Here is a 24,805-nt window from a genome sequence, read left to right as displayed (position 1 = left end):
CATAAGCAAAGCAGAATTTAGACTTTGAGGATTTTCACGGCAGGCCTAACGTAGCGATGCCAAAAACAATCACAACACATTTTCTTTCAGGGATCGCTATGACGAAAAAACTGCTGCCGTTACTGGTATTGGCCGCGCTGTCAGCCGCCGCCAACGCCGCTACTCCGCCGAATACGCTGGTTGTCGCTCAGGGGCTTGATGATATCGTCAGCCTCGATCCCGCAGAGGCCAACGAGCTTTCCAGCATCCAGACCGTGCCGAGCCTGTACCAGCGTCTGGTGCAGCCCGACCGCGATAATCCGGCAAAAATCTCCCCGATTCTGGCGGAAAGCTGGGAAGCAGACGCAGCAGCGAAAACCCTGACCATCAAACTGAAGCCTGACGCCAAATTTGCCTCCGGCAACCCGCTGCGCCCGGAAGATGTGATTTTCTCCTACACCCGCGCCATCACCCTGAACAAATCCCCGGCCTTTATTCTGAACGTGCTGGGCTGGGAGCCGGGTAATATCGCCAGCCAGCTGAAAAAAGTGGATGACCACACGCTGCAACTGCACTGGACGGCTGACGTCAGCCCGGCGGTGGCGCTGAATATTCTCTCCACGCCGATCGCCTCTATCGTCGATGAAAAGCTGGTTTCAGCGAATGTGAAAGACAACGACTTCGGTAATACCTGGCTGAAAATGCACTCGGCGGGCAGCGGCGCGTACAAAATGCGCGTCTACCAGCCGCATCAGGCCATCGTGCTGGAAGCTAACGACACCGCCCCCGGCGGCGCGCCGAAGCTCAAAAGCATCATTATTAAAAACGTCCCGGACCCGGCCTCTCGCCGTTTGCTGATTCAGCAGGGTGATGCAGATGTGGCCCGCGATCTGGGCGCAGACCAAATCAGCGCGCTGGAAGGCAAAGCGGGTGTGAAGGTGTTAAGCATCCCGTCTGCCGAGCAGAACTACCTGGTGTTTAACGCCGGAAACAGCGCGAACCCGCTGCTGAACAACCCGGCGTTCTGGGAAGCGTCGCGCTGGCTGGTGGATTACGACGGTATCACTAAGGATCTGCTGAAAGGCCAGTATTTTGTGCATCAGAGCTTCCTGCCGGTCGGGCTGCCGGGCGCGCTGGAGGATAATCCGTTCAAATTCGATCCGGCCAAAGCGAAAGCGATCCTCGCCAAAGCGGGTATTAAAGACGCGCACTTCACGCTGGACGTGGAGAACAAACCGCCGTTTATCACCATCGCGCAGTCAATGCAGGCGAGCTTCGCACAAGGCGGCGTGAAGGTGGATCTGCTGCCTGCTGCGGGCAGCCAGGTGTATGCGCGCGTGCGTGCCAAACAGCACCAGGCGGCGATTCGCCTGTGGATCCCGGATTACTTCGATGCACACTCCAATGCCAGCGCCTTTGCCTGGAACGACGGGAAATCCAGCACCGTGGCCGGTCTTAACGGCTGGAAAATCCCCGAGCTGACCAAAGCCACGCTGGCCGCTGTGGCCGAGCCCGATCCGGCAAAACGCCTGGATCTGTACACCAAAATGCAGCAGGAGTTGCAGCATAATTCGCCGTACGTGTTTGTCGATCAGGGCAAAACCCAGATCGTGGTGCGCGATAATGTGAAGGGGTACCAGCAAGGGCTGAATGCCGATATGGTCTGGTACGATAAAGTGACTAAATAATCTGCCCTGATGGCCGGGTGGGGTTCGCCTCACCCGGCCATCAACACAGTGAAACGTCGGCCCGGCCAGCACAACGCCACCGGGCAAAAGGAATAACGCTCTCTCCATGCTACCTCTATCTTCCCACGTGATGCGTGTTGTTCAGGGCCTTTTCACCCTGCTCCTTACGCTGTTCGGGCTGCTGCTCGTCACGTTTGCGCTCTCCGCTTTTTCCCCCGTCGATCGTGTCTTGCAGATCGTCGGCGATCACGCCAGCCAGTCGACGTACGATCAGGTTCGTCACCAGCTTGGGCTGGATCAGCCCCTGCCGGTGCAGTTCTGGCATTACCTGCTGAACCTGTTTCATGGCGATCTCGGCACCGCCAGCGCTACCGGACAGCCGGTATTGCAGGATCTGCTGCACGCATTTCCCGCCACGCTGGAACTCGCCACGCTGGCGCTGATTATCGGCTCCGTGCTCGGGATTATTGCGGGCGTGCTGTGCGCGCGTTTTGCCGGTTCACCGCTGGATCTGATCATCCGCACCCTCACCCTGCTCGGTAACTCGGTGCCTGTTTTCTGGCTGGGGCTGCTCATGCTGGCATTGTTTTACGCGAAGCTGCAGTGGAGCGCCGGGCCGGGCCGGTTGGACGATATCTGGCAATACACCGTGGAGCCGCGCACCGGTTTTGCGCTGATCGATACCTGGCTTTCAGGGGACCGCGAGGCGTTAAAAAATGCCCTCAGCCACCTGGTGCTGCCGGTGCTGCTGCTGGCCTACTATTCGCTGGCGAGCATCACCCGCCTGACGCGCTCGGCGTGCCTCAGCGAAATGAACAAAGAGTACATCCTGCTCGCGCGCGCCAAAGGTGCCGGAGAGATGGCCATTCTGCTGCGCCACGTGCTGCCCAATATTCGCAGCACGCTACTGACGGTAATCGCGCTGGCCTACACCAGCATGCTCGAAGGCGCAGTGCTGACCGAAACCGTCTTCTCATGGCCGGGCATTGGCCGCTATCTCACCACCGCGTTATTTGCGGGCGATACCACCGCCATCATGGGCGGTACGCTGGTGATTGGCGTCTGTTTTGTGCTGATAAATAATCTGACCGACCTGCTTGTGCGGGCCACCGACCCCAGGGTGCGCTGATGCCTTTTTATCTTTTTCTGCGCCGACTGCGCCGCTCTCCCGCTGCGTTCTGCGGGCTTATCGCAATCGTTCTGTTGCTGCTGATCGCGCTGTTTGCTCCGTGGCTCGCTCCGCTCAACCCGAACTGGCAGAACGCGGCGGCACGCCTGCAGGCACCGAACGCCACGCACTGGCTCGGCACGGACAGTTTCGGGCGAGATCTGCTCTCACGCCTGATCTACGGCAGCCGTCCCGCCCTTGGGCTGGTGGCGCTGGTGACGATCATCACCCTGCCCACCGGGCTGCTGATCGGGATTTTGTCCGGCTACTACGGCGGCTGGCTGGAGCGCGTGCTGATGCGGTTTACCGACGTGGTGATGTCGATGCCACGCCTGATCCTCGCCTTTGCCTTTGTCGCCATGCTCGGCCCTGGCCTTGTGAACGGCGCGCTGGCGCTGGCGCTCACCACCTGGCCGGCCTATGCGCGTCAGGCCCGGAGTGAAATTCAGCGTCTGCGTCACAGCGATTATCTGGCGGCTGCCGAGATGATGGGCATTCGCGGCGGGCGTCTGTTGCTTGGGCATATTCTGCCGCTCTGCCTGCCGTCAGCGATTGTGCGACTGGCGCTGGATCTGGCGGGCATTATTCTGGCCGCCGCCGGGCTGGGCTTCCTGGGTCTGGGCGCGCGTCCGCCGATGGCCGAATGGGGCGCGATGATCGCCGACGGCATGCAGGTGATTTTCGATCAATGGTGGATCGCCGCTATTCCTGGCGGCGCGATCCTGTTCGCCAGCCTGGCGTTTAACCTGCTGGGCGACGGCCTGCGCGACATTCTGGAGCCGCAACATGACTGACTCCCGCGTTATCGTCGATGCGCTGAATATCGACTACCCCGCCGCGCGTGTGGTGAACAACCTGAGTTTTACCCTTGGCAACGAACGGCTGGCGTTAGTGGGCGAATCCGGCTCCGGTAAATCCATGTCGGCCAGGGCGCTGATGGGGCTGGTGCGCAAGCCCGGCGTGGTCAGTGCCAGGCAGCTTAACGTGCTGGGCCACGATCTGCTGACCCTGAATAATCGCGGCTGGCAGCGCCTTCGCGGCAACGGCATTGCGATGGTGCTACAGGACCCGCGCTATGCGCTCAACCCGGCCAAAAACGTCGCCGCGCAGCTCGAAGAGTCGCTGACGCTGCATCAGTCTCTCTCCCGCAAGGAGCGGCAGGAGCGTATTCGCGACATTATCCACGCCGTCGGGCTGGAGCAGAGGGTGCTGACGCGCTATCCCGGTGAACTCTCCGGCGGGATGGGCCAGCGGGTGATGATTGCCATTGCGCTCATCAACAATCCGCAGGTGCTGATTGCCGATGAACCCACCTCGGCCCTCGACGCGCGTCTGCGCAATCAAATTCTCGAACTGCTGGTGAAGCAGTGCGAAGAGCGCCAGATGGCGATGTTGCTGATTAGTCACGATTTACCGCTGGTGGCAGAACATTGCGACCGCGTGCTGGTGATGTATCAGGGCGAAAAAGTCGATGAGATGGCCGCGCGGGAACTGCCGCAGGCCACGCATCCCTACACCCGCACGCTGTGGACCTGCCGCCCGGATGCCAGCACCTACGGGCAAATGTTACCGACGCTGGATCGCAAGGAGATACACCATGGCACTCGTTGATGTCCGTCAGTTGCAGGTGGCGTTCGGCGAAAAAACGGCGGTATCGTCGGCCAGCTTTGCCATCGAAAAAGGGGAGACTTTCAGCCTGATCGGGGAATCCGGCTGCGGAAAATCGACCATTCTGCGCGTGCTGGCCGGGCTACAACGTCAGTGGCGCGGCGACGTGACGCTGCTCGGGGAAAACCTGAAACCCGACGCCCGGTTTACCGGCGCGCTGCGGCGCAACGTGCAGATGGTGTTTCAGGATCCGTGGGCGTCCTTGCATCCGAATCACACCCTTTCACGCACGCTGACAGAGCCGCTAAAAATTCACGGTGAAACACAGATTGCAGAGAAAGTAGCCGACGCGTTGCAGCAGGTGGGGCTGTCGGCTGACGCAGGCCAGCGTTATCCGCATCAGCTGTCTGGCGGCCAGCGTCAGCGCGTGGCGATTGCCCGCGCCCTGTTGCTGCGCCCCCAGCTCTTGCTGCTGGACGAACCAACCTCGGCGCTGGATATGTCGGTGCAGGCGGAGATCCTGAATCTGCTGAACCGCCTGAAACAGCAGCACGGTATGACCTATCTGCTGGTGAGCCACGACGCGGATGTGATTGCGCATATGTCAGACCGCGCGGCGTTTATGGCGCACGGCGAGATTCAACGGGTGTTTGATCGTGAAGCGATGCGAAACGGCGAGCACCGGATGGGGTAGGTTTTGCGTGGGCCAGTGTGTGCGCTTTCGGGCTGGCTACCGCCCGGCATCTGTTTTCTGGAAAGCGCCTCGCAAATCGAAAAGTAACCTTGTGAAACTCTGGGTTTAGCCTTTTATTTGCCCTTCCTCGGTCGTAAAGTGCCTGCGTTGCGGTTTATCCGCGACCGGGCGTAGGAACCCGTTGGCATAAAGCGATAATTTTTTTCGCGACAGCGCATACCCCGTTAACTTACGGTGGCGCTGGCGGAGCAGCAAACGCTGGCCGTTTTCTTTGTGCACGGTATTCCTACCTCCGTCAGCGCTGCCCCTCCCTGAGCGCAGGGACTTACAGGGTGGTCAATTAATTTCATGCATAATGAGGATGCCAAATGGCTACTATCCCAACCCTGTTTTACGCGCAATCTGACGAAAGCGTTATTCAGCAGCTTCTCAACGCCCCGCTCCCGCAAACGGCGGATTTATTCCAGGTGGCCGATCTCTGCGCCTCATTTGTGTGCGTGCTGGTCGAAACCCACGACAGCAAAACGCGCGAAGCCTTGTGCGAGCGTTTACTGCAAGCGCTCAACCAGCTGCGCGAACTGTGCGATAAAGATCTTCCACCGTACCTGATTGAGCAACTGATCAAGGGCGAGAAAATCAGCTCAAACGTGCCGGATCTGTGGCAGGAAACCGCCACGCTGTTGGATTACATTCAGGCGCTGACGAACGCCATTCTGGCAGGGACTCTGCCACCGAATGTGGCAAAAGAGTTAACGGGGCTGCTGCATGATATGGTCTGGCTGCTGACCGATTTTGTGAAGGAGCCGTACATCACGGCGCACTGAGGCAGGAGTGAGGCCGAAATTCTGCTGATGAATGGCACAGAATTTCGGCACAGGATCACTTGAGGAGTTTCACCGTGGCCTCGATGTCGATCTCATCTTCAGAGAAGATCAGCGTCGTCCCCTGGAAGGTGGTGATCGCCAGTTTCTTCACCGAGCGCATCTCACCCGGTTTCGCCGCAGATTTCGGACGGATATTGTTCAGCAGCAGGCCAACGGACAGGATCGCATTTTCTTTATCGATGCCCGAATCAGCAGGCACTTCTTCGCTGTAGACCAGGAAAGATTTAATCGACGTCAGCTTAATGCGCTCGCCCGCGATATAAATGTATTTGCTTTCCGGCACCACTTTCACCGCATACGCGGACAAGCCTTTGTTGTTGGTCGTCGGTTCAAACGTGACCGCCGCGTCTTTCTTAATCAGCTCAGGATTGGCAACTTTGATCACATGAAAATACCGGTTGTCACCGTTTTCATCTTTGATAAATCCAAAGCCTTTATCTTTAAACCACGTTGTGATCGTTCCGTTCATCGCCATTACCGCCTGATTAATCGTTTATCAACACAAATTTTGCAGCGCGCAGTGTAAAGCACATTGCCTGCGCAGACTACGTCTTTGGGTTAAGTCTGGACGATAAATTTGTGGGATGCGAGTCCATTACCCAATGGGGAAATTGCTTGCACGGGCCTACACATCGCATACGTTGAAAAGTGGGTAAGGCACTGCCACTTCCGGCATGCCGCTCAGGTCAGGAGATGTCTATACTCATTTCATCCCCGCAACCGGAGCGCGCCATGCCCCTACCCGACTTCCATGTATCCGACCCTTTTACGCTGGGAATTGAACTCGAACTGCAGGTGGTGAACCCGCCGGGGTACGATCTCAGCCAGGACTCTTCGGCGCTGATTGCCGCCGTGAAAAACGATATCAAAGCCGGTGAGGTCAAACACGATATCACCGAGAGTATGCTCGAAATCGCCACCGGCGTGTGTCAGGACATTCATCAGGCGGCAGCGCAGTTTTCTGCGATGCAACAGGCGATCCTGCGCGCGGCGGCGGATCAGCATATTCAGATCTGCGGCGGCGGCACACATCCGTTTCAGAAGTGGCAGCGTCAGGAGGTGTGCGACGACGAGCGCTACAACCGCACGCTGGAGATGTTTGGCTACCTGATTTTGCAGGCGACGGTTTTCGGCCAGCACGTTCACGTCGGTTGCCGGAACGGTGATGAGGCGATTTACCTGCTGCACGGACTGTCTCGCTTTGTGCCGCACTTTATTGCCCTCTCCGCCTCGTCGCCTTACATGCAGGGCAGCGATACACAATTCGCCTCCTCGCGGCTCAATATTTTCTCAGCGTTTCCGGATAACGGCAAAATGCCGTGGGTGAATAACTGGCAGGAGTTCGAAGGGCTGTTTCGCCGCCTGAGCTATACCAGCACCATCGACAGCATCAAAGATCTACACTGGGACATCCGCCCCAGCCCGCATTTTGGCACCGTTGAGGTGCGGGTGATGGATACGCCGCTGACCCTGGCGCACGCGATTAACATCGCCGGGCTGATTCAGGCGACGTCGCACTGGTTGCTAACCGAACGCCCGTACAAGCACCAGCCGCAGGATGCCCTGCTCTATAACTTCAACCGTTTTCAGGCCTGCCGCTATGGACTGGATGGCCTGCTGACCGACGTGAACAGCGGCGAACAAAAAACCCTTGCCGAGGATATCGCGTGGCTGCTGGAGCGCGTCGCGCCATCAGCCGATAAGGTGGGCGCGACAAGCGCGATTGCGGAAATTGCCCTGATGTTAAAACAGGGCAAAAGCGAGGCGCAGCGGATGCGGGATTTTATCGCCGACGGCGGTTCGCTGACCTCGCTGGTACAAAAACACTGCGAGCTGTGGACTACTCACCCGTAAGTGAGTGCCCCCACTCGCGCAGACGCTGGAACAGCACGAACAGCGCCGGAATAAAGACAATCCCGACCACGGTCGCCACCAGCATGCCGCTGAACACCGTCGTCCCGATGATGCGGCGGCTCTGCGCCCCCGCACCGGAGGCCAGCATCATCGGCAGCACGCCAATAATAAAGGACACGGCGGTCATCATGACTGCGCGGAAGCGGCGCGATGCCCCTTCGCGGGCGGCATCGACAATCGCCATGCCGTCGATGCGCCGCGCGCGGGCAAACTCGACGATCAGAATGGCGTTTTTGGCCGCCAGGGCGATAAGCAACACCAGCCCAATCTGCACGTACACGTCGTTGGCAAAGCCCGCAACCCACAGCCAGACCAGCGCGCCGCCGATGGCAAACAGCACCGAGAGCATCACGCTTGCAGGCAAGGTCCAGCTTTCGTACTGCGCCACAAGGAACAGCCACGCCATCACCACCGCCGCCAGCACAATCCAGATCGCCTGATTGCCCGTCTGCTGCTCCTGATACGACATGCCGCTCCACGCGTAGTCATACCCGGCGGGCAGAGTATCGTTCAGCAACTGCCCCATCGCCGCCATTGCCGTGCTACTGCTCACGCCCGCCGCCGCTGAGCCGCTCACCGACACCGACGGGAACTGGTTGTACTGCTGCACAAACGGCGCACCGACGGTCGGGGTGATAGTCACCAGATTGCTCAGACGCACGCGCTCGCCGTTATTGCTGCGCACATAAAGCTCACTGATCTGCTCCGCACGCTCACGCCACTGCATCTCGTTTTGCATCACCACATGGTAAACGCGATTATTAATGCTGAAATCTCCGGCGCGCGTGCCGCCAAAGGCGGTTTGCAGGCTGCTGAAGATGCGGCTCACGGGCACATCCAGCCGTGCTGCGCGCTCGCGATCCACCTCAAGGGTCAGCTGCGGTACGTTGCTGCTCCAGGTGGTAAACACGCGGGTGAGCTGCGGATGCTGGTTGGCTTTCGCCAGCACCTCGCGGGTGACGCGCTCCAGCTCCGCCGGGCTTTGCCCTGCCTGGGCCTGAATACGCAGATCGAACCCGGAGGCATTACCCAGCCCCGGCAGCGTCGGCGGCGCGAAGGTCATGATGGTCGCTTCCGGCAGGGCCAACAACTGACGTTGCAGCCCGCCCATCACCTCGTCGAGCGGCGGACGCTCGCTCCAGTCTTTCAGCATCACCGAGATAAATCCGCCGTTCGAGGCGCTGGTGCCGTTGAGAATATTAAAACCCGAGACCTGAATGACATCCGCCACCGCCGGATTGGCGGCAATCAGCTCGCGCGCCGTCGTCATCACCGCTTCGGTGCGCTCCAGGGACGCCGCCTCCGGCAGCTGGACGCTGGCGAAGAAGTAGCCCTGATCTTCTTGCGGCAGGAACCCTTTTGGCATGGCGGTAAAACTCAGCGCCACGATGGCCGCCGCACCGGCAGTCGCCAGCAGTGCCACCACAGGGCGACGGTTAAAGACCTCCACCAGACGGGTGTAAGCCTGCCGCGTGGCGTCCAGCGCCCGGTTAAAGCCGCGGAAAATCGCCGCAGGACGCCCGACGCGCGGGCGCAGCAATAAGGCGCACAGCGCCGGTGTAAGCGTCAGGGCCACAATACTTGAAAGGGTTACGGCGGTGGAAAGCGTGACCGCAAACTGGCGATACAGCTCGCCGACAATCCCCGGCAGCAGCGCCACCGGCACGAACACCGCCAGCAGTACCAGGGTGGTGGCGATCACCGGCCCGGCAATCTGACGCAGCGCGTTGGCCGTCGCCTCCGTGCGGCTTTGCCCCTCCGCCATCAGCGTTTCGACGCTCTCGACCACCACAATTGCGTCATCCACCACCATGGTGAGCGCCAGAATAATGGCGAACAGACTCAGGGTGTTCGCCGAATAGCCGAGCGTGTAGAGCACCGCGAAGGTGCCAATCAGCGACACGGGGATTGCCAGTACCACAATCAGCGTCGCGCGCCAGCTTTGCAGAAACAGGGAAACAACCACTACCACGGCAAGCAGCGTCAGGGCCAGTGAGACACCAATCTCTTTGATGGTCGCCGCCACAAACTCGGTGGTGTCGAACTTCACTTCCCAGGTCAGGTCCGCCGGGAAGCGTGTGGCGAGCCGCTCAAGCTCGCCGCGCACCGCTTCGGCCACGCGCAGGGCATTAGCCGACGGCGTCGGATAGATGCCTAAATACGCCGAATCGTGACCGTTCAGCTGCGCGCCAGAGCTGTAACTTCGCGATCCCAGCTCGATGGTTGCCACGTCGTTCAGGCGCACCAGTTGCCCCATGTCACCGGCGCGGATAATGATATCGCCAAAGGCGTCGGCTTCGTTGAGACGCCCCAGCCCGTTGATGGTGAGCGTTTGCTGCTGCCCGTTGAAGACCGGCGGCGTTCCCACCTGGCCTGCCGCACCCTGCACGTTCTGCTCGCCCAGCGCCTGGGCCACATCATCCGTGGTGACGTTGAGAGCGTTCATACGATCCGGACGCAGCCAGATGCGCATGCTGTAGTCGCGCGCGCCAAACAGCTGGACCTGCCCGACGCCCGGCAGGCGTGCCAGGGCTTCGCGCACCTGGGTACTGGCGTAATTGCTGACAAACAACGTTGAATGGGTACCTTCCGGTGAGTAAAGACTTACCCCCATCATCAGGTTAGTGGCGCGTTTTCGCACCTGCACGCCGTTTTGCTGCGCCTCGGCGGGCAACTGCGCCAAGGCCTGCGCCACGCGGTTTTGCACATCAATCGCCGCCAGATCCGGGTCGGTGCCTGCGGCAAAGGTGATGTTCAGGCTGTAGGCGCCTTCATCGGAGCTGGTCGACTCCATGTACAGCATGTGATCCACGCCATTGAGCTGGGTTTCCAGCGGCGTGGCGATGGCTTCAGCCACATCTGCCGCGCTGGCACCCGGCCAGCTGGCGCTCACATTCACCACCGGCGGCGTGATCTGCGGGTACTGCTCCACCGGGATCAGCCTCAGGGCGATGGCCCCGAGCAGGGTGATCACCAGCGCGATCACCATCGCAAAGCGCGGGCGTTTGATAAACAACGTCAGCATGGTGGCTCCTTAATTCAGAACCTGGACAGCAGCACCGGGCTGCAGTCGCGGCGCGCCGTCGGTGACCACGCGCTCATTCGCCTTAACGCCGCTTTGCACGGTGAACTGCTGGCCCATTTGTCCGCCGAGCATGAGCGCGCGTTTTTCAGCGTTTCCGTCGGCGTTCACTACCCAGGTGAAAAATCCGTCGCCATTTTGTTGTACCGCAGCCGCCGGGATCACCAGCGAATCCTGCTCGCTCTGCGGTCGCAGCCAGACATTCACGTTGCCCCCCGGCAGCAGGCGGTGCTGCGGATTAGCGAATTCGGCGCGCAGCATTACGCTGGCGGTGCGCGGGTCGATACGATTATCCACCGAGGTCAGGGTGCCATTTTCACGCTGCTCGCCGTTCTGAATCTGCGCCAGCCAGGCCTGTTTCAGCGCCGTGATATCCGCATGCTGCCCGGCTTTCGCGGCAAATGCCCCCTCTTCCAGGGCGAAGGCAATGCGGATGGGGTCAAGCTGCACCACCTCCACCAGCGGGCCGCTCGATGGATTCACTACGCTGCCGACATGGAAGCGGCTGTGGCCCATACGCCCGTTGATGGGTGAGACTATCCGCGTGAAACCGAGAGTAACGTTTCGCGCCTCGAGACGGGCATTGGCCTGCTCCAGCGCCGCGCGGGCCACGTCGCGCTGCATCTGTGCATTGTCGACGTCATTACGGCTGATAGCGTTGCCGGTTTTCAGGCTTTGAAAACGCGTGAGTTGCTGCTGCGCCTGGCGCAGGGTGGCTTCGGCACTTTTCACTTCCGCCTGCGCCAGACGCACCGCCGCACGCGGCTCTGCGTCGTCGAGTTCGAACAGCAGATCGCCCTGTTTGACGTACTGCCCGTCGCGGAAATGGATTTTGGCAATCGCCCCTTCCGTGCGCGCCCGCAGCTCTACCGTATGGATCGCCTCAATGCGGCCAGGGATCTGGCGCTCAGCGGCGTGGGTGGTCTGCTCGACGCTGGCGACGCGTACCGGAATGGCGGCGGCAAGAGCGGTTTGCAGGGTGCAGGAAAGAAGTGCGACCGCCAGAGCGGTGCGCAGGAAGGTGGATTTCATGGGGAAGTCCTCAGGTGATTCTCACCCTCACCCTGGCCCGCTCCAGTGGAGAAGGTCAGGATGAGGGTGAGGGCAAAAAGTTATGCAGCCTTACGGAACCTGCGGGTCAGTCGCTTCTCAATTTCGACGATGAAGAACATCACGCCAGCCAGCGCCAGGGTAACACCCCAGTAGCGCAGCGGCAGGGCTTCGGTGCCGAACAGCATCTGCATAAATGGCAGGTAGATAATCGCCAGCTGCAGCAGGAACAGCACACCCGTGACCAGCCAGATCCCTTTGTTCGCCAGCAGACCGCGGTTCAGAGAGAAACCATCGCTGTTGCGGCAGTTAATCATGTACACCCACTGCGCACACACCAGCATCTGCAGCAGCACGGTGCGGATGAACTCGGCGCTGTGGCCGCGCGGCGCGAGCCAGGCTTCCAGCGCAAAGGCTGCAATCGCAATCATGGTGCCGACGAAGGCCACGCGCCAGACGGCGAAGGCATCCATCACGTGCTGACCGGTCTGACGCGGCGGACGCTTCATGATGTTGCGCTCGGCGGCTTCAAAGGCCAGGCCGAAGGAGAGCGTGGCGGAGGTCGCCATGTTCATCCACAGAATCAGCACCGGCGTCAGTGGAATAATGTTCCCCGCCAGCAGGGCAATCACAATCAGCAGACCCTGCGCCAGGTTGGTTGGCATAATGAACAGAATCGTTTTCTTCAGGTTGTCGTAGACGCGACGCCCCTCTTTTACCGAGCTGGCAATGGTGGCGAAGTTGTCGTCCGTCAGAACCATATCGGCGGCTTCTTTGGTCACTTCCGTGCCTTTGATGCCCATGGCGATCCCGACATCCGCCTGACGCAGCGCGGGCGCATCGTTCACCCCGTCGCCGGTCATCCCGACGATTTCACCTTTCTCCTGCAGGGCTTTCACCAGGCGCAGCTTATGCTCCGGGCTGGTACGCGCAAAGATGTCGTACTCCACCGCCGCATCTGCCAGCTCGGCGTCGTCCATCTTCTCCAGCTGATAGCCAGTAACTGCCTGCGCGCTGTTGGTGATCCCCAGCATCTGCCCGATGCTCATTGCGGTCTGCGGGTGGTCGCCGGTGATCATCTTCACGCGGATACCGGCCTGCTGACAGGCGTGAATGGCGTCGATAGCCTCCGGACGCGGCGGGTCCATCATCCCGGCGATGCCGAGGAAAATCAGCCCGTTGTTCAGGTCGTCGTGGCTCAGCCCCTGCTGATCGGCCGCCGCCGGTTTGTACGCGGCTGCTACCATGCGCAGCCCCTGGCTGGCATAACGCTCCATCTCGGTTTCCCACCAGGCGCGGTCAAACGCGTCGACACCGTGGCGAGTCTGTTGCTGGTCGCACAGGGCGAAAATCACGTCCGGCGCACCGGTGACCAGGATCTGCTCCTCACTGCCAATCTGGTAGTGGGTGCTCATGTACTTGTACTGCGAGTCGAACGGGATTTTGTTAATCAGGCTGGTGACGACCGGCGCAAGCTTGGCTTTGGCGGCCAGCACTTTCAGCGCCCCTTCCGTCGGCCCGCCGGTGATACCCCACAGGCCGCGCTCGTCCTGAATAATCTGGCTGTCGTTGCACAGGTCGATGGTGCGCAGATAGTGCTCCAGCACCGTGCCCTGCTGAACGTGCACCGGCTCGTCGCTGCCGTCCAGATAGATGTTACCCACTGGCTCGTAGCTGTTGCCTTCCACGCGGTAGCAGCAGTCGGCGGTGATAATTGCTTTAACGGTCATTTCGTTCATGGTCAGGGTGCCGGTTTTATCCGAGCAGACCACGGTCATCGCCCCCAGGGTTTCAACGGTTGGCAGCTTGCGAATAATCGCCTTTTTGCGCGCCATCGCCTGAACGCCGAGCGACAGGATAATCGAGATAATCGCTGGCAGACCTTCCGGTACAGAGGCCACCGCCAGGCTAATCAGAGAGAGCAGCAGCTCGCCCATTGGAATGTCGCGGAACACCAGGCTGAAGACAAACAGCGCCGCCATCATCGCCAGAATAATGGCGAAGATCGCTTTGCCGAGCTTGTCCATCTGCACCAGCAGCGGCGTGCGGTGCTTTTCAATTCCGGCCATCATCTGGTTGATGTGACCAAGCTCGGTGTCCTGGCCGGTGGCGATAACCACGCCCACACCGCCACCTGCGCTTACGGTGGTGCCGGAGAACACCAGGTTCGTGCGGTCACCCAGCGATAAATCGCCCTGCAATGGATTGGTGTGTTTATCCACTACCGTCGATTCACCCGTCAGAATCGCCTCTTCGACGCGTAAATTATGCGCCTCGATAAGACGCATATCCGCCGGAATACGATCCCCGGCGCGCAGGACAATAATATCGCCCGGCACAATACCCGTGGTTGGAATGGTCTCATGGACGCCGTTACGAATAACTCGCGCATCGCTGGAGAGCATATTGCGAATACTTTGCAGCGATTTCTCCGCATTACTTTCCTGCACATGACCAATTAAGGCGTTGATTACCGCCACGCCCAGAATCACCAGCGTATCCACCCAGTGGCCCATCACGGCGGTTAATACGGCGGCGGCCAGAAGAACATAAATCAGGACGTCATTAAAATGGGCGAGAAAACGCAACCAGACCGGTTTGCCTTTTTTCTCAGGCAGGGCATTTGGGCCATATTGCTGCAAACGCGCCTGGGCTTCTGCACGGTCCAGTCCGTTGGCGTGGCTCTTTTTTTGCGCCAGTACCTGCTCGATGGTCTGCTGGTATGGCCGATTCTGGGAGTGAGTCTTTTTGGTCATTGATGCAATTCCTTCAATATCCGGTGGACGGAAGCCTGAATTCCTTTCTGGCTTTATTAAATTCATTTTTTATGGCGTTAATTCTTGCGGTGTAAATTGTTCTGCCGCAATATAATTAGCGCCGGCTTATTCAAAACACACATTCAATATTTCGATGAGATGATTTTTACAAAATATTTCTAAACGCAATCTAAACGAGGAGAGAGCATGTTTGGGATTTATCGCGGGCGCCGCCTGGCTTTGTACATAGTTGTTGCCATTGTTATTGCGACGTTAATTGGATACAGCACATATACGTTTGTAAAATTATTCGCCTGATGATGACAGTTATTTACATAACCACAGAATAATTGAATTCATTCATTCGAGGTTTAATTAAATCAGGAATATTCCCGGAATAATTATTCTTTTTTTATCAGGAAAGTGAATTTCGGGATGATATTGCTTTACGTTGCAGGATGCCGGACAATAACTTTTTTAACTGACAATTAACATTGATATGAAACACCCGTTAGAATCGCTGTTAACGGCAGGAGGCATTTTGCTGATGGCACTGCTCTCCTGCCTGTTGCTTCCCGCGCCATCATTCGGACTGGCGCTGGCGCAGAAACTGGTCGCTCTGTTTCATCTGATGGATCTGAACCAGCTCTACACTCTGGTGTTCTGTCTGTGGTTTATCCTGCTCGGCGCCATCGAATTTTTCGTCCTGCGTTTCATCTGGCGCCGCTGGTTTTCACTGACCGCGTAGCCCCGTGAAATCGCGCATTCCGTGGATCAGCGCTTCGCACCAGGCCGCGTAATCGTGGCCGCTGGACCACGGATGGAAGCTCACGCGATAGCCTTTCTCGCGTAATACCTGCTCAAACTTTTCCGTATTGCGATAGATCCCGCCGCCCGGCCCGGAGGTTTCGAAGCGTCCGGCCTGCAGCCAGAAGCGAATCGGATACGTTGGCGACTGCTGATACTGACGCGTGAGCCAGCCCGGCGCATCCTCTTTCGGTGCCCACCAGTACGACCCCGACAAACTCAGCACATTGCCGAACAGATACGGATAGCGCAGCGCCACCCAGGACGACGCAATTCCGCCGTAACTTGATCCCGCCAGCACCGTCTTTTGCCGCTGTAACGCAATCCCCTGCCCGCGCAGCCACGGCAGCAGCTCCTGCGCCATAAAATCGGCGTAATCCGGATTCGGCGGCAGCTCTTTACCGCGACGGGCGTGATCGAGGCTATCAATAAACACCACGTTAATCGGAGGCAGGTGATGGCGGGCGATCAGACCGTCGAGCACATTGGCAAAATGGTACTCATCCTGGTAAATCTGCCCGTCAAACAGGATCAGCGTCCAGCGTGCGGGCTGTGCGCCGCGCGGTTTGTAAATCATCACTTCCCGCGCGTTACCGAGGATATGACTGGTAAACGGCTGGCGCGTCAGCGAGCCATGAGTAAGCGGCTGCGCGGCGGGCTGCGCAGAACAGTAGCGCGCGGGGCTGAGATCGAGCAGCGAATAGCGGTTCCAGCGATCGGCCTGCTGATCGCCGTAGGTTTGTGGATTGAGCGGATCGGCCTGCGCGCTCACCAGAATGGCGCGGCGCTGATCGCGTGCGCTGCCCTCCACGCGCGGCACATCCGGTGCCAGTTTGTACTGCATGATCGTATCCGCCGGCACCACGTAGCTGCGGAACCAGACGTCGGTTTTGCCAAGACGAAACAGCGGATCGTGATCGCCTGCGGGCGATCCGAGAAGAAAAACGTTATCCCGCGCGCCGCGCCATAAGAACGTCACGCGCTTGTGGCTGGCATCGACCGGCTCCACCATCGGCGTTCCCTGCCGAATTTGCGCCTGCCAGAACGCATGCGTATCTCCACCGGCAGCAACCGTTTTAGCCAGCGTTTGCAGCGTCGGGCTTTCTGGCTCAAGCATCTGCGTGCGCGGGAGTGGCGACGTCTCTTTCATCCGCCACGTAAAGCGCCACGGCTTGCCCTCTTCCCCGTGCAGCACCAGAGACGTGCTCTGCTGCACCGGCAGCGCAAACAGCAGTGAGTGCTCGCCATCGCTGGGACCTTTTTCAATCAGCGTACGAATACGGCGGTTTTGCCCGTCCAGCAGCCTGGCATCGGTTACACCGCTCAGCGTCGCGGAAACGTAGTTTTCATCGAGCGCGGGCAGGACGAAACAGACCTCGCCGCTGGCATCGAATTTCCCTTTCTGTTCCCCCTGAATGGAAGGATGCTCGCACGTTGCCGCCAGTGCTGGCAGCGTACTTATCCCTAACAGCAACCCACTCCACGCCCTTTTCATACCGACTCGTTCCCCTGCAAAATTTGTTAGCAACGCTAATGCAAATGGTAATAATTTGCAATATCATCTACGCCGTTATTAGGGTGTTTTTATGGCGATAGCAATTAAGGGATTTTAATAAAAATGTTTAAAAATAATAAGATAATGCAACTCTGGTTGCTGAGTCTGGCCAGCGTCAGCGTGGCGGCTCAGGCAGAAACAAATGAAGAAACGCTTCTGGTCACGCAGAGTATCAGCCAGGAGCCGACCGCTCCGGTGAAGGGGATCGTGGCGACGAAGACCCTTTCGGCGACCAAAACCAGTGCCGATATTGTGAAAACGCCGCAGTCGGTTTCCGTCATTACGCGCGATCAGATGGAGCAGCTGGATGTCACGTCCGTGTCACAGGCCCTGCGCTACTCTGCCGGGGTGTTTACGGAATACCGCGGCTCGTCCAACCGTAACGATGAAGTGTTCGTGCGCGGCTTCAGCTACGTGCCGAAATTCCTCGACGGGCTGAGCTATGGCGCGACGGCCTCCTCGCAAACCGGCACCGTGGATCCGTGGCTGCTGGAGCGCGTCGAGCTGGTGCGCGGCCCGGCCTCAGTGCTGTTTGGTCAGGTCAACCCAGGCGGACTGATCAGCATGACCAGCAAGCGCCCGACCAGTGAGCCTGTCCACAACGTGCAGTTCCGCACCGGCAATCACGATCTCGGCGAAGGGGCGTTTGATTTCGGTGGCCCGCTCAGCGACGATGGGCGCGTGCTGTATCGCGTGAACGGAATTGCCCGCACGCAGCACAACCAGGTGGAGGATTACAAAGAGACGCGGATGGCGATTGCCCCGGCGATCACCTGGTACCCTAACGATCAGACACGCTTTACCCTGCTGACCAGCTACCAGAAAGATCCTGACGCGGGCTATCGCAACTTCCTGCCCGCTTATGGCACGGTGACCAGCGCCAACGGGCGCTATATTCCGCGCGACTTTAACGTCAGCGATCCGGATTACAACCAGTCCTGGCGTGAGCAGACGATGATCGGCTACGAGCTGGAACATCAGTTCGCCGATAACCTCACCTTCCGCCAGAACGCCCGCTACGCCTCGATCAAGCAGAAATATCGCTATCTGGTGTACGCCAACAGCGCGGCAGACAGTACGGTGCTGACCCGCCGCGCCCAGCATGAAGAGCGCACCACCAACGAGTTTGGTCTCGATAACCAGCTGGAATCCCTGTTCACTACCGGCGATGTGAGCCACACCCTGCTCGGCGGGCTGGACTACAAAACCAGCAAAGATAAGCAGTTGCTGGAACGCGGGATGGGCAAACAGTACGACCTCGACTGGACGAAGCCGGTGTATGGCATCAACGTCGATGAGAGCACGTTCAGCACCGCGACGGACGAGCAGCAAAACCTCGACCAGATGGGCGTCTATTTGCAGGATCAGCTGAGCTGGAACAACTGGGAGTGGCTGGTGTCCGGGCGTTACGACTGGACCGAAGTGCGGACCACCGATTTCACCGGCGGCGCGCCGACCCAGCAGAACGATAACAAGTTCACCTGGCGCACCGGGCTGCTCTATGCGTTCGACTTTGGTCTCTCCCCGTACGTCAGCTACAGCACCTCCTTCGAGCCGAGCCTGCAGACCAACCGTGCACCGGGCGTGGCACCGTTTAAACCGACGACCGGCAAGCAGACGGAAATCGGCCTGAAGTATCAGCCGGTCGACTCCACGCTGATGACCCTGGCGCTGTACGATCTGACCCAGAGCAACGTGGCGACCTACAACAGCGCCCAGGGCTGGTTCGAAAACGCGGGCGAAGTGCGCTCCAAAGGGGTGGAGGCCGAGATCCACTCAACGCTGATGGAGAGCATCAACCTCATCGGGTCGTATACCTACACCGATGCGGAAACGCAGAGCACCACGGTGGCAGGCACCGAAGGCAAAACCCCGGCGCGTATTCCGGCACACATGGCGTCGGCCTTCGCCAGCTACACCGTGCCTGGCGGGGCACTGAAAAGCCTGACGGCGGGCGTGGGGATGCGCTATATCGGCACCAGCTATGGCGATGCGAAAAACACCTTCAAAGTGGCCTCGGTGGATCTGTATGACGCGATGATGAGCTATGAGCTGGGTGAGCTGAACAGCAGTCTGAAAGGGGCCAGCGTGCAGTTCAACGTCAATAACGTGGCGGATACCAAGTATGTGGCGTCCTGCGCCAGCGATACGGCGTGTTTCTACGGGATTGGTCGTACGGTAACGGCAACGGTGAATTATCGCTGGTAGTGAGCAATTGCCGGGTGGCGGCACCGCCGCACCCGGCATACAAACGCACACGTTTTTTAATGCGTGCGGCTGTGATTCTCTTTGCGGTACGCACCCGGCGGCTGATTAAAGGTGCGGGTAAAAATCCGCGTAAATGTCTGCTGGGAATCAAACCCGTAGCGCAGACAGATATCATACACCCGTTCGTCGGACTCGCGCAGATCCCGCGCTGCCAGCAGCAGTTTGCGCTCGCGAATGTACCGCCCCAGGCTTTCACCCTTGTATTGCATAAACAACCGCTGCAGATGCCATTTGGAGTACCCCGCGTGACGGGCGATCTCCTCAATGCGCAGCGGCTGATGTAGATTGTCGTCGATCCACTCAACGATGGTGTCGATGACCTGAGCGGAAATAGTCATGCTGCTCTCCCCCTCGACTGCTTGTCGGTTAAACATTATTCCCACCACTCACGAAATTGCTGCGTCGTATCATTCACCCTGACCGGTTCGCCCAGCTCCGGCGTCAGCAGACGAAACTTTTTATCCTGGCTTGCGCGCGTCAGCTGAATTACCGGGTCGTTCCAGCTGTGTTTTGCCAGCACAAAGCGTCCGTAATGGCCCGGCACCACCGCTTTAGCGTTGATATCGGCGGCGGCCTGCGCGGTCTCTTCCGGCAACATGTGAATGTATTTCCAGTCCTGGTCGTACTGTCCGTTTTCCATGATCGCCAGGTCGACCTCGCCGAACTGCTCACCAATGGCTTTAAAGTGCGGGCCGTAGCCAGAATCGCCGCTGTAGTAGACCTTTTGCTCAGGCGTGACGAACATAAAGCTGCCCCACAGGGTCTGATTGCGTTTGAGTCCTCGGCCAGAGAAATGGCGAGCGGGCAGTACGTGTACCGTCAGCTCATCGCTGATGCGCACTGACTGATTCCAGTCGCGCTCGTCGATAATCTGTGGGTCCATTCCCCAGTAGCGCAGATGCGACCCGACGCCGAGCGGCGTGACCACACGCTTCACCTTCGGCATCAGCGCCTTGATGGTGGCGTAATCGAGGTGGTCGTAGTGATCGTGCGAGATGATCAGCAGGTCGATCTCAGGCATCGTTTCCGCGCGCCACGGATATTCCCCGGCAAAGGCTTTGTTGAGGAACGAAAACGGCGCGGCGTAGTTGCTGAAGACCGGATCGATCAGAATGCGTTTGCCCGCCAGCTGCAGATACCACGACGAATGCCCGAGCCAGACCAGCGTCTCCTGCTCCAGCGGAATCGCCGCCAGATCGGTTTTCACCAGCGGCAACGGCTGAGCGGGACGGGCGTTTTCCGTTTTGCTGACCAGAAATTCCCACATCGCCACCAGCATATTTTTGTCGCCGTTGTAGCCCGGCGTCGGCAGCGTATTGTGGAACTGTCCGTCGCGATAGTGTGGCGAGGCCTCCACTTCACTGAGCTGTGCGCCCTGCGGCGGCTGGCCGAATCCGGCATTTAACACAAAGGGCAAACTCGCCGCTGAAGCAATAATCATGACAAACACCACGCTAAGAAGAAGAGGCTTTTTCATATCCTGACCCGAATACGCGCCCCCTTCCGTTGGTTTGCGCGGGTTGAACTTGATTATGAGTGAGTAAGCACTCATTATAGATATGATGATAAAGTCGTCAAGACGTTTTCGATCTTTGACATTCCGCGTTGCAGCGTGGCAAAGAGCATGTTTCAATCAGGGTTTTACACATTGACAGGAGGGGAATTTTAGTGGCACGTCCGAAGAGTGAAGATAAAAGACAGGCGTTACTGGAGGCAGCAACCGCTGCATTTGCGCAGTCAGGGATTGCTGCATCGACGGCGCTTATCGCCCGTAACGCGGGCGTCGCTGAAGGCACGCTGTTTCGCTATTTTGCTACTAAAGACGACCTGCTGAATGCCCTCTATCTGCACCTGAAACAGGATCTCTGCCAGACCATGCTGGCAAACCTGGACCGCGCCATTAACACCCCGAAAGAACATACCCGTAATATCTGGAACAGCTACGTGGACTGGGGGATTCGCAACCCTGTCGCCCACGGCGCTATCCGCCAGCTCGGCGTGAGTGAAAAGATCAACGCCGAAACGGAACAGGCGGTGCATGAGATGTTCCCGGAACTGCACGAACTGTGCCGTCGCTCCGTGCGCCAGGTGTTTATGTCCGACGAGTTTCGCACCTTCGGCGATGCGATTTTCCTATCGCTTGCCGAAACGACGATGGAATTTGCCACCCGCGACCCGTCCCGCGCGAGTGATTTTAAATCCCTTGGCTTTGAATCCATGTGGCGCGCGCTCGCCATTGAGGATGTGAATGGACAGTAAATCCCTGCAGGCCTGCGCCAAACGCGTCGCGCTGGAATTGCCCTTCACCGAGCACTGCTGGCCCTTTGGCCCGGAATATGACGTGTTTAAGATCAACGGGAAGATCTTCATGCTGATGGCGGTCGCCCACGGGCGGGCGCATGTCAGCCTGAAATCCGATCCGGAGAAATCACTGCTCAACCAGCAGATCTATCGCGGCATCGAACCCGGCTATCATCTGAACAAAAAGCACTGGATCTCCCTCTACGAAGCCGACGATATCACGCCAGAACTGGTGGCGGATTTGGTTCTCGACTCGTGGAATCTGGTGGTGGATAAGCTGCCGAAAAAAGATCAGAAGCGCATTCGCCCTGCCTGATTGTTCACGTCAGACGAACAGTATAAGCGCATATCTGGCACTTATCTTTTCCCGTGAGTCCTTGTAATCTGCTCTCTTTTCTCGCCCGCAGACGGCGAATTTATTGACCAGGAGTTGTTATGGATATCATTTCAGTTGCCCTGAAGCGTCACTCGACCAAGGCATTTGATCCCACCAAAAAGTTGACCGCAGAACAGGCAGAACAAATTAAAACGCTGCTGCAGTTCAGCCCGTCCAGCACCAACTCACAGCCGTGGCATTTCATCGTCGCCAGCACCGAAGAGGGCAAAGCGCGCGTGGCAAAATCAGCGGCAGGCACTTACGTGTTCAACGAGCGTAAAATGCTGGATGCGTCCCACGTCGTCGTCTTCTGCGCAAAAACCGCGATGGACGATGCGTGGCTGGAGCGCGTCGTGGATCAGGAAGAAGCTGACGGGCGTTTTGCGACCCCAGAAGCGAAAGCCGCAAACCACAAGGGCCGCTGCTACTTTGCCGACATGCATCGTGTCGATCTAAAAGATGACGATCAGTGGATGGCCAAACAGGTTTACCTGAACGTCGGTAACTTCCTGCTGGGCGTGGGTGCGCTAGGTCTGGACGCGGTGCCGATTGAAGGTTTCGACGCCGCCATCCTCGACGAAGAGTTCGGGCTGAAAGCGCAGGGCTTCACCAGCCTGGTCGTTGTGCCGGTCGGCCATCACAGCGTGGAAGATTTCAACGCCTCTCTGCCAAAATCTCGACTGCCGTTGAGCACGATTATTACTGAGTGCTAATCGACATGGGCACGCTGGTTTCCGGCGTGCCAAATTCTCTCCGCATAACGCCCAATCACCGCCAGCGACGCCGCCAGAATCAGGAAGAAAATCACTTTATTCATCCCGTCCCAGAAGTATTCGAAATAGCGGGTATAGAGGTTAATGGCGAGAAACGTCAGGCCAAAACCGCGCAGCATGCCGTCGTCGGTTTTCAGGCTGATATAAATACAGACAATGGCGGCGACGGCGAAAAGCAGCGCCCACGGCAGCAGCGCGGCGCGGGTGACACCATACCAGCTGTCGATATCGTAATTACCAAAAATCGACATAATCCACAGGGCCACAAACAGGTACGTCAGCCCCATCGCTTTACTGGTGGTGTACAAGTGACGTTTGATTAACATCGTCCGCAGCAACCAGCACAGCGCCAGCAGCGCCCCGCCGAAGAAGATAAACCGCACCGGGTAGTTCATTCCCAGCCAGTAGGCACCCCAACCGGACATATACCCGGTTTCAGCCCCAAACCAGTTGCCGAGCGACAGCAGGAAAAAGAGCCACACCAGCCCCGAGCGCCCAAAGAAGCCCACCAGCCCGTAAACCACGCAGCCCGCAAGGAACAGCGGCGCGATATGCCCGCTGCCGTTATCCAGCCGCTCGCCCAGCTGCCAGAGCGCAATGGCGGTGAAGAGAACGCCGAGAAACAGAATTGCTTCGGTGCTGTAGTGCCACTGGGTTTCTCGCCGCTGGCGGCTGAATCCCCAGAGATAAAAGGCCACCGCCAGCACGGCGGGCAGCCCGATGCGGGCAACGAAAGAGAAGGAGAAAAAGGCGATGATACGTTCCATCAGCTCGCTGTCAGCAAACAGGCTGGCGAAGGCGATCATCACGCAGGCCAGCGCGGTCCAGAAGGCGTAACGGCTGAGTCGCTGCCAGTCCATCGCCACGCGTTTGAGGGTGCCCGCCAGCCGCTGGTGTTCATCGGCACTGAGCGCGCCCTCCTGCTCCCATTCGACGAGCGCCCGACGCAGCAGGCGTTCCTGTTTGCGAGTCACGTTCATGTTCTGTCCCTGAATGAGTGAAATTTAGTTGAGTATAACAGCCTGTTCCGCCAGCCACGTGAGCGCATGTTCCCCCGCGTCGTCCACCGGGAGATAAACCAGCAGCCGCGAGCCGTTGCGCGGAGCGGAGTACCAGTACATCTGCTGAAGCTGAAAATCCCCCAGCTGCGGATGGCTGAAGAGTTTCAGCTGATTTTCCACGCCGCGCACGTCATAGCGCTGGTGCCACAGAGCTTCGAACTCTGCGGAGACAGCAAAGAAGCGCGCCAGCTGCGCTTCCCACTGCGGTTCGCCGCGATGCTCGGCCATTGCCGCGCGGAAGTAGGAGACGAAAATCGGCAGTACGTCATCGCGTTTGCCGAGTCGGCTTCGCCACGCCGGATGGGTGAGAAAGAGGTAGATGCAGTTACGATCTTCCGGCGGAATGGCGTTGAAATCCACCCCCATCAGATGGCCAAAACTGTCGTTCCACGCCACGATGTCGAAGTTCGGTTTCTGGATGCTGGCCGGTTTCGGCATCAGCGTATCCAGCAGACGCCGCGTGCCTTCGCTGATCCCCTCACACACGGTCTGCTGTGGTGCTTCGCCAGGCGGCAGTCCCGCCAGCACAAACAGATGGCGCGTTTCCGTGGCGGTGCATTGCAGGGCTTTCGCCACCGCCACCATGACGGCGCTGGAGGGATTGACGTCCCTGCCCTGCTCAAGCCAGGTGTACCAGGTCACCCCCACATCCGCCAGCATCGCCACCTCTTCACGACGCAACCCCGGCGTGCGGCGCCGACCGCTGCGCGGCAGGCCCAGCCGCTGGGGATCAAGGCTTTCGCGGCGCGCACGTAAAAAAGCCCCGAGCTGCTTGCGGTTGTCGTCCTGCAAAGAGGAAGTGGGTTCGGTCATCAGCGTCATACGGCCCCCTGCGTGGTAG

At 58.7% G+C, this 24,805-nt stretch carries 21 protein-coding genes; 12 read left to right on the top strand and 9 right to left on the bottom strand.

Annotation, left to right across the window (positions count from 1 at the left end; all coding sequences use genetic code 11):
• Positions 1 to 98: 98 nt before the first annotated feature.
• The 6 genes from C0560_RS05720 to C0560_RS05695 all read left to right on the top strand — a co-directional run bounded on the left by C0560_RS05720 (position 99) and on the right by C0560_RS05695 (position 5,961).
• Entirely contained in the window at positions 99 to 1,667 is a 1,569-nt protein-coding gene (locus tag C0560_RS05720; RefSeq protein ID WP_102104217.1) for an ABC transporter substrate-binding protein, read from the top strand.
• 106 nt (positions 1,668 to 1,773) lie between these two features.
• Positions 1,774 to 2,796 carry an ABC transporter permease gene (locus tag C0560_RS05715; RefSeq protein WP_248859800.1) on the top strand — a complete coding sequence of 341 codons (1,023 nt, stop codon included), beginning with the start codon at positions 1,774 to 1,776 and terminating at the stop codon, positions 2,794 to 2,796.
• Positions 2,796 to 3,629, top strand: coding sequence for an ABC transporter permease (locus C0560_RS05710; protein ID WP_123429315.1), 834 nt, complete (start codon positions 2,796 to 2,798; stop codon positions 3,627 to 3,629). The genes C0560_RS05715 and C0560_RS05710 overlap by 1 nt, the downstream gene beginning before the upstream one ends.
• Positions 3,622 to 4,446 carry an ABC transporter ATP-binding protein gene (locus tag C0560_RS05705; protein WP_248859799.1) on the top strand — a complete coding sequence of 275 codons (825 nt, stop codon included), beginning with the start codon at positions 3,622 to 3,624 and terminating at the stop codon, positions 4,444 to 4,446. Before C0560_RS05710 ends, C0560_RS05705 begins: the two co-directional genes overlap by 8 nt.
• Positions 4,433 to 5,137, top strand: coding sequence for an ABC transporter ATP-binding protein (locus C0560_RS05700; RefSeq protein WP_102104221.1), 705 nt, complete (start codon positions 4,433 to 4,435; stop codon positions 5,135 to 5,137). The genes C0560_RS05705 and C0560_RS05700 overlap by 14 nt, the downstream gene beginning before the upstream one ends.
• 368 nt (positions 5,138 to 5,505) lie before the next feature.
• Positions 5,506 to 5,961, top strand: coding sequence for a hypothetical protein (locus C0560_RS05695; RefSeq protein ID WP_107704087.1), 456 nt, complete (start codon positions 5,506 to 5,508; stop codon positions 5,959 to 5,961).
• 55 nt (positions 5,962 to 6,016) lie between these two features.
• Here C0560_RS05695 and C0560_RS05690 read toward each other — a convergent pair whose 3' ends face one another.
• On the bottom strand, positions 6,017 to 6,496 hold the full coding sequence (locus C0560_RS05690) for a cold-shock protein (protein WP_107704088.1): 480 nt from the start codon (positions 6,494 to 6,496) through the stop codon (positions 6,017 to 6,019).
• 257 nt (positions 6,497 to 6,753) lie between these two features.
• Here C0560_RS05690 and C0560_RS05685 point away from each other — a divergent pair, with 257 nt between their 5' ends.
• Positions 6,754 to 7,875 carry a YbdK family carboxylate-amine ligase gene (locus tag C0560_RS05685; RefSeq protein WP_181827922.1) on the top strand — a complete coding sequence of 374 codons (1,122 nt, stop codon included), beginning with the start codon at positions 6,754 to 6,756 and terminating at the stop codon, positions 7,873 to 7,875.
• Here C0560_RS05685 and C0560_RS05680 read toward each other — a convergent pair.
• The 3 genes from C0560_RS05680 to C0560_RS05670 form a co-directional block, all read right to left on the bottom strand.
• Positions 7,862 to 10,960: an efflux RND transporter permease subunit gene (locus C0560_RS05680; protein ID WP_248859798.1), complete on the bottom strand. Its 3,099-nt coding sequence runs from the start codon at positions 10,958 to 10,960 to the stop codon at positions 7,862 to 7,864. The genes C0560_RS05685 and C0560_RS05680 overlap by 14 nt on opposite strands.
• A gap of 9 nt (positions 10,961 to 10,969) precedes the next feature.
• Positions 10,970 to 12,049 (bottom strand): efflux RND transporter periplasmic adaptor subunit, encoded by a 1,080-nt coding sequence (locus C0560_RS05675; protein ID WP_248859797.1) that lies wholly within the window; start codon positions 12,047 to 12,049, stop codon positions 10,970 to 10,972.
• Between the two features lie 80 nt (positions 12,050 to 12,129).
• Positions 12,130 to 14,823 (bottom strand): cation-transporting P-type ATPase, encoded by a 2,694-nt coding sequence (locus C0560_RS05670; RefSeq protein WP_248859796.1) that lies wholly within the window; start codon positions 14,821 to 14,823, stop codon positions 12,130 to 12,132.
• Positions 14,824 to 15,322: 499 nt separating this feature from the next.
• Between C0560_RS05670 and C0560_RS05665 the strand changes: the two genes are divergently transcribed.
• Positions 15,323 to 15,571 (top strand): DUF1158 domain-containing protein, encoded by a 249-nt coding sequence (locus C0560_RS05665; protein ID WP_100777296.1) that lies wholly within the window; start codon positions 15,323 to 15,325, stop codon positions 15,569 to 15,571.
• On the opposite strand, the gene C0560_RS05660 is transcribed toward C0560_RS05665, so the two are convergent.
• Positions 15,557 to 17,125, bottom strand: coding sequence for an alpha/beta hydrolase-fold protein (locus C0560_RS05660; protein ID WP_248859795.1), 1,569 nt, complete (start codon positions 17,123 to 17,125; stop codon positions 15,557 to 15,559). The genes C0560_RS05665 and C0560_RS05660 overlap by 15 nt on opposite strands.
• Positions 17,126 to 17,248: 123 nt before the next feature.
• Between C0560_RS05660 and C0560_RS05655 the strand changes: the two genes are divergently transcribed.
• Positions 17,249 to 19,393, top strand: a complete 2,145-nt coding sequence (locus tag C0560_RS05655; RefSeq protein ID WP_181827451.1) for a TonB-dependent siderophore receptor — start codon at positions 17,249 to 17,251, stop codon at positions 19,391 to 19,393.
• A gap of 56 nt (positions 19,394 to 19,449) precedes the next feature.
• Here the strand turns inward: C0560_RS05655 and C0560_RS05650 are convergent, their stop codons facing one another.
• Complete coding sequence (locus tag C0560_RS05650; protein ID WP_020885132.1) at positions 19,450 to 19,791, bottom strand: RamA family antibiotic efflux transcriptional regulator; 342 nt, start codon at positions 19,789 to 19,791, stop codon at positions 19,450 to 19,452.
• A 35-nt stretch (positions 19,792 to 19,826) separates the two neighbouring features.
• The gene (locus C0560_RS05645; protein ID WP_123429323.1) at positions 19,827 to 20,930 is read right to left on the bottom strand and encodes an MBL fold metallo-hydrolase; all 1,104 of its coding nucleotides are present in this window, start codon (positions 20,928 to 20,930) and stop codon (positions 19,827 to 19,829) included.
• Positions 20,931 to 21,121: 191 nt separating this feature from the next.
• Here C0560_RS05645 and C0560_RS05640 point away from each other — a divergent pair, with 191 nt between their 5' ends.
• The 3 genes from C0560_RS05640 (at position 21,122) to nfsB (ending at position 22,843) form a co-directional block, all read left to right on the top strand.
• Positions 21,122 to 21,712, top strand: coding sequence for a TetR/AcrR family transcriptional regulator (locus C0560_RS05640; protein WP_100777300.1), 591 nt, complete (start codon positions 21,122 to 21,124; stop codon positions 21,710 to 21,712).
• Complete coding sequence (locus tag C0560_RS05635) at positions 21,702 to 22,070, top strand: MmcQ/YjbR family DNA-binding protein (RefSeq protein WP_100777301.1); 369 nt, start codon at positions 21,702 to 21,704, stop codon at positions 22,068 to 22,070. Before C0560_RS05640 ends, C0560_RS05635 begins: the two co-directional genes overlap by 11 nt.
• Positions 22,071 to 22,189: 119 nt before the next feature.
• Positions 22,190 to 22,843, top strand: coding sequence for an oxygen-insensitive NAD(P)H nitroreductase (nfsB, locus tag C0560_RS05630; protein ID WP_248859794.1), 654 nt, complete (start codon positions 22,190 to 22,192; stop codon positions 22,841 to 22,843).
• On the opposite strand, the gene C0560_RS05625 is transcribed toward nfsB, so the two are convergent.
• Positions 22,840 to 23,883 (bottom strand): DUF2157 domain-containing protein, encoded by a 1,044-nt coding sequence (locus C0560_RS05625; RefSeq protein WP_248859793.1) that lies wholly within the window; start codon positions 23,881 to 23,883, stop codon positions 22,840 to 22,842. The genes nfsB and C0560_RS05625 overlap by 4 nt on opposite strands.
• Before the next feature lie 24 nt (positions 23,884 to 23,907).
• Positions 23,908 to 24,786 (bottom strand): helix-turn-helix transcriptional regulator, encoded by an 879-nt coding sequence (locus C0560_RS05620; RefSeq protein WP_100777304.1) that lies wholly within the window; start codon positions 24,784 to 24,786, stop codon positions 23,908 to 23,910.
• Between the last annotated feature and the right edge of the window lie 19 nt (positions 24,787 to 24,805).

This window comes from Lelliottia sp. AC1 (genome assembly GCF_023278595.1).
In the GTDB taxonomy this organism is placed as follows: Bacteria; Pseudomonadota; Gammaproteobacteria; order Enterobacterales; family Enterobacteriaceae; genus Enterobacter; species Enterobacter nimipressuralis.
This window is presented reverse-complemented; position numbering and strand designations above follow the sequence as displayed.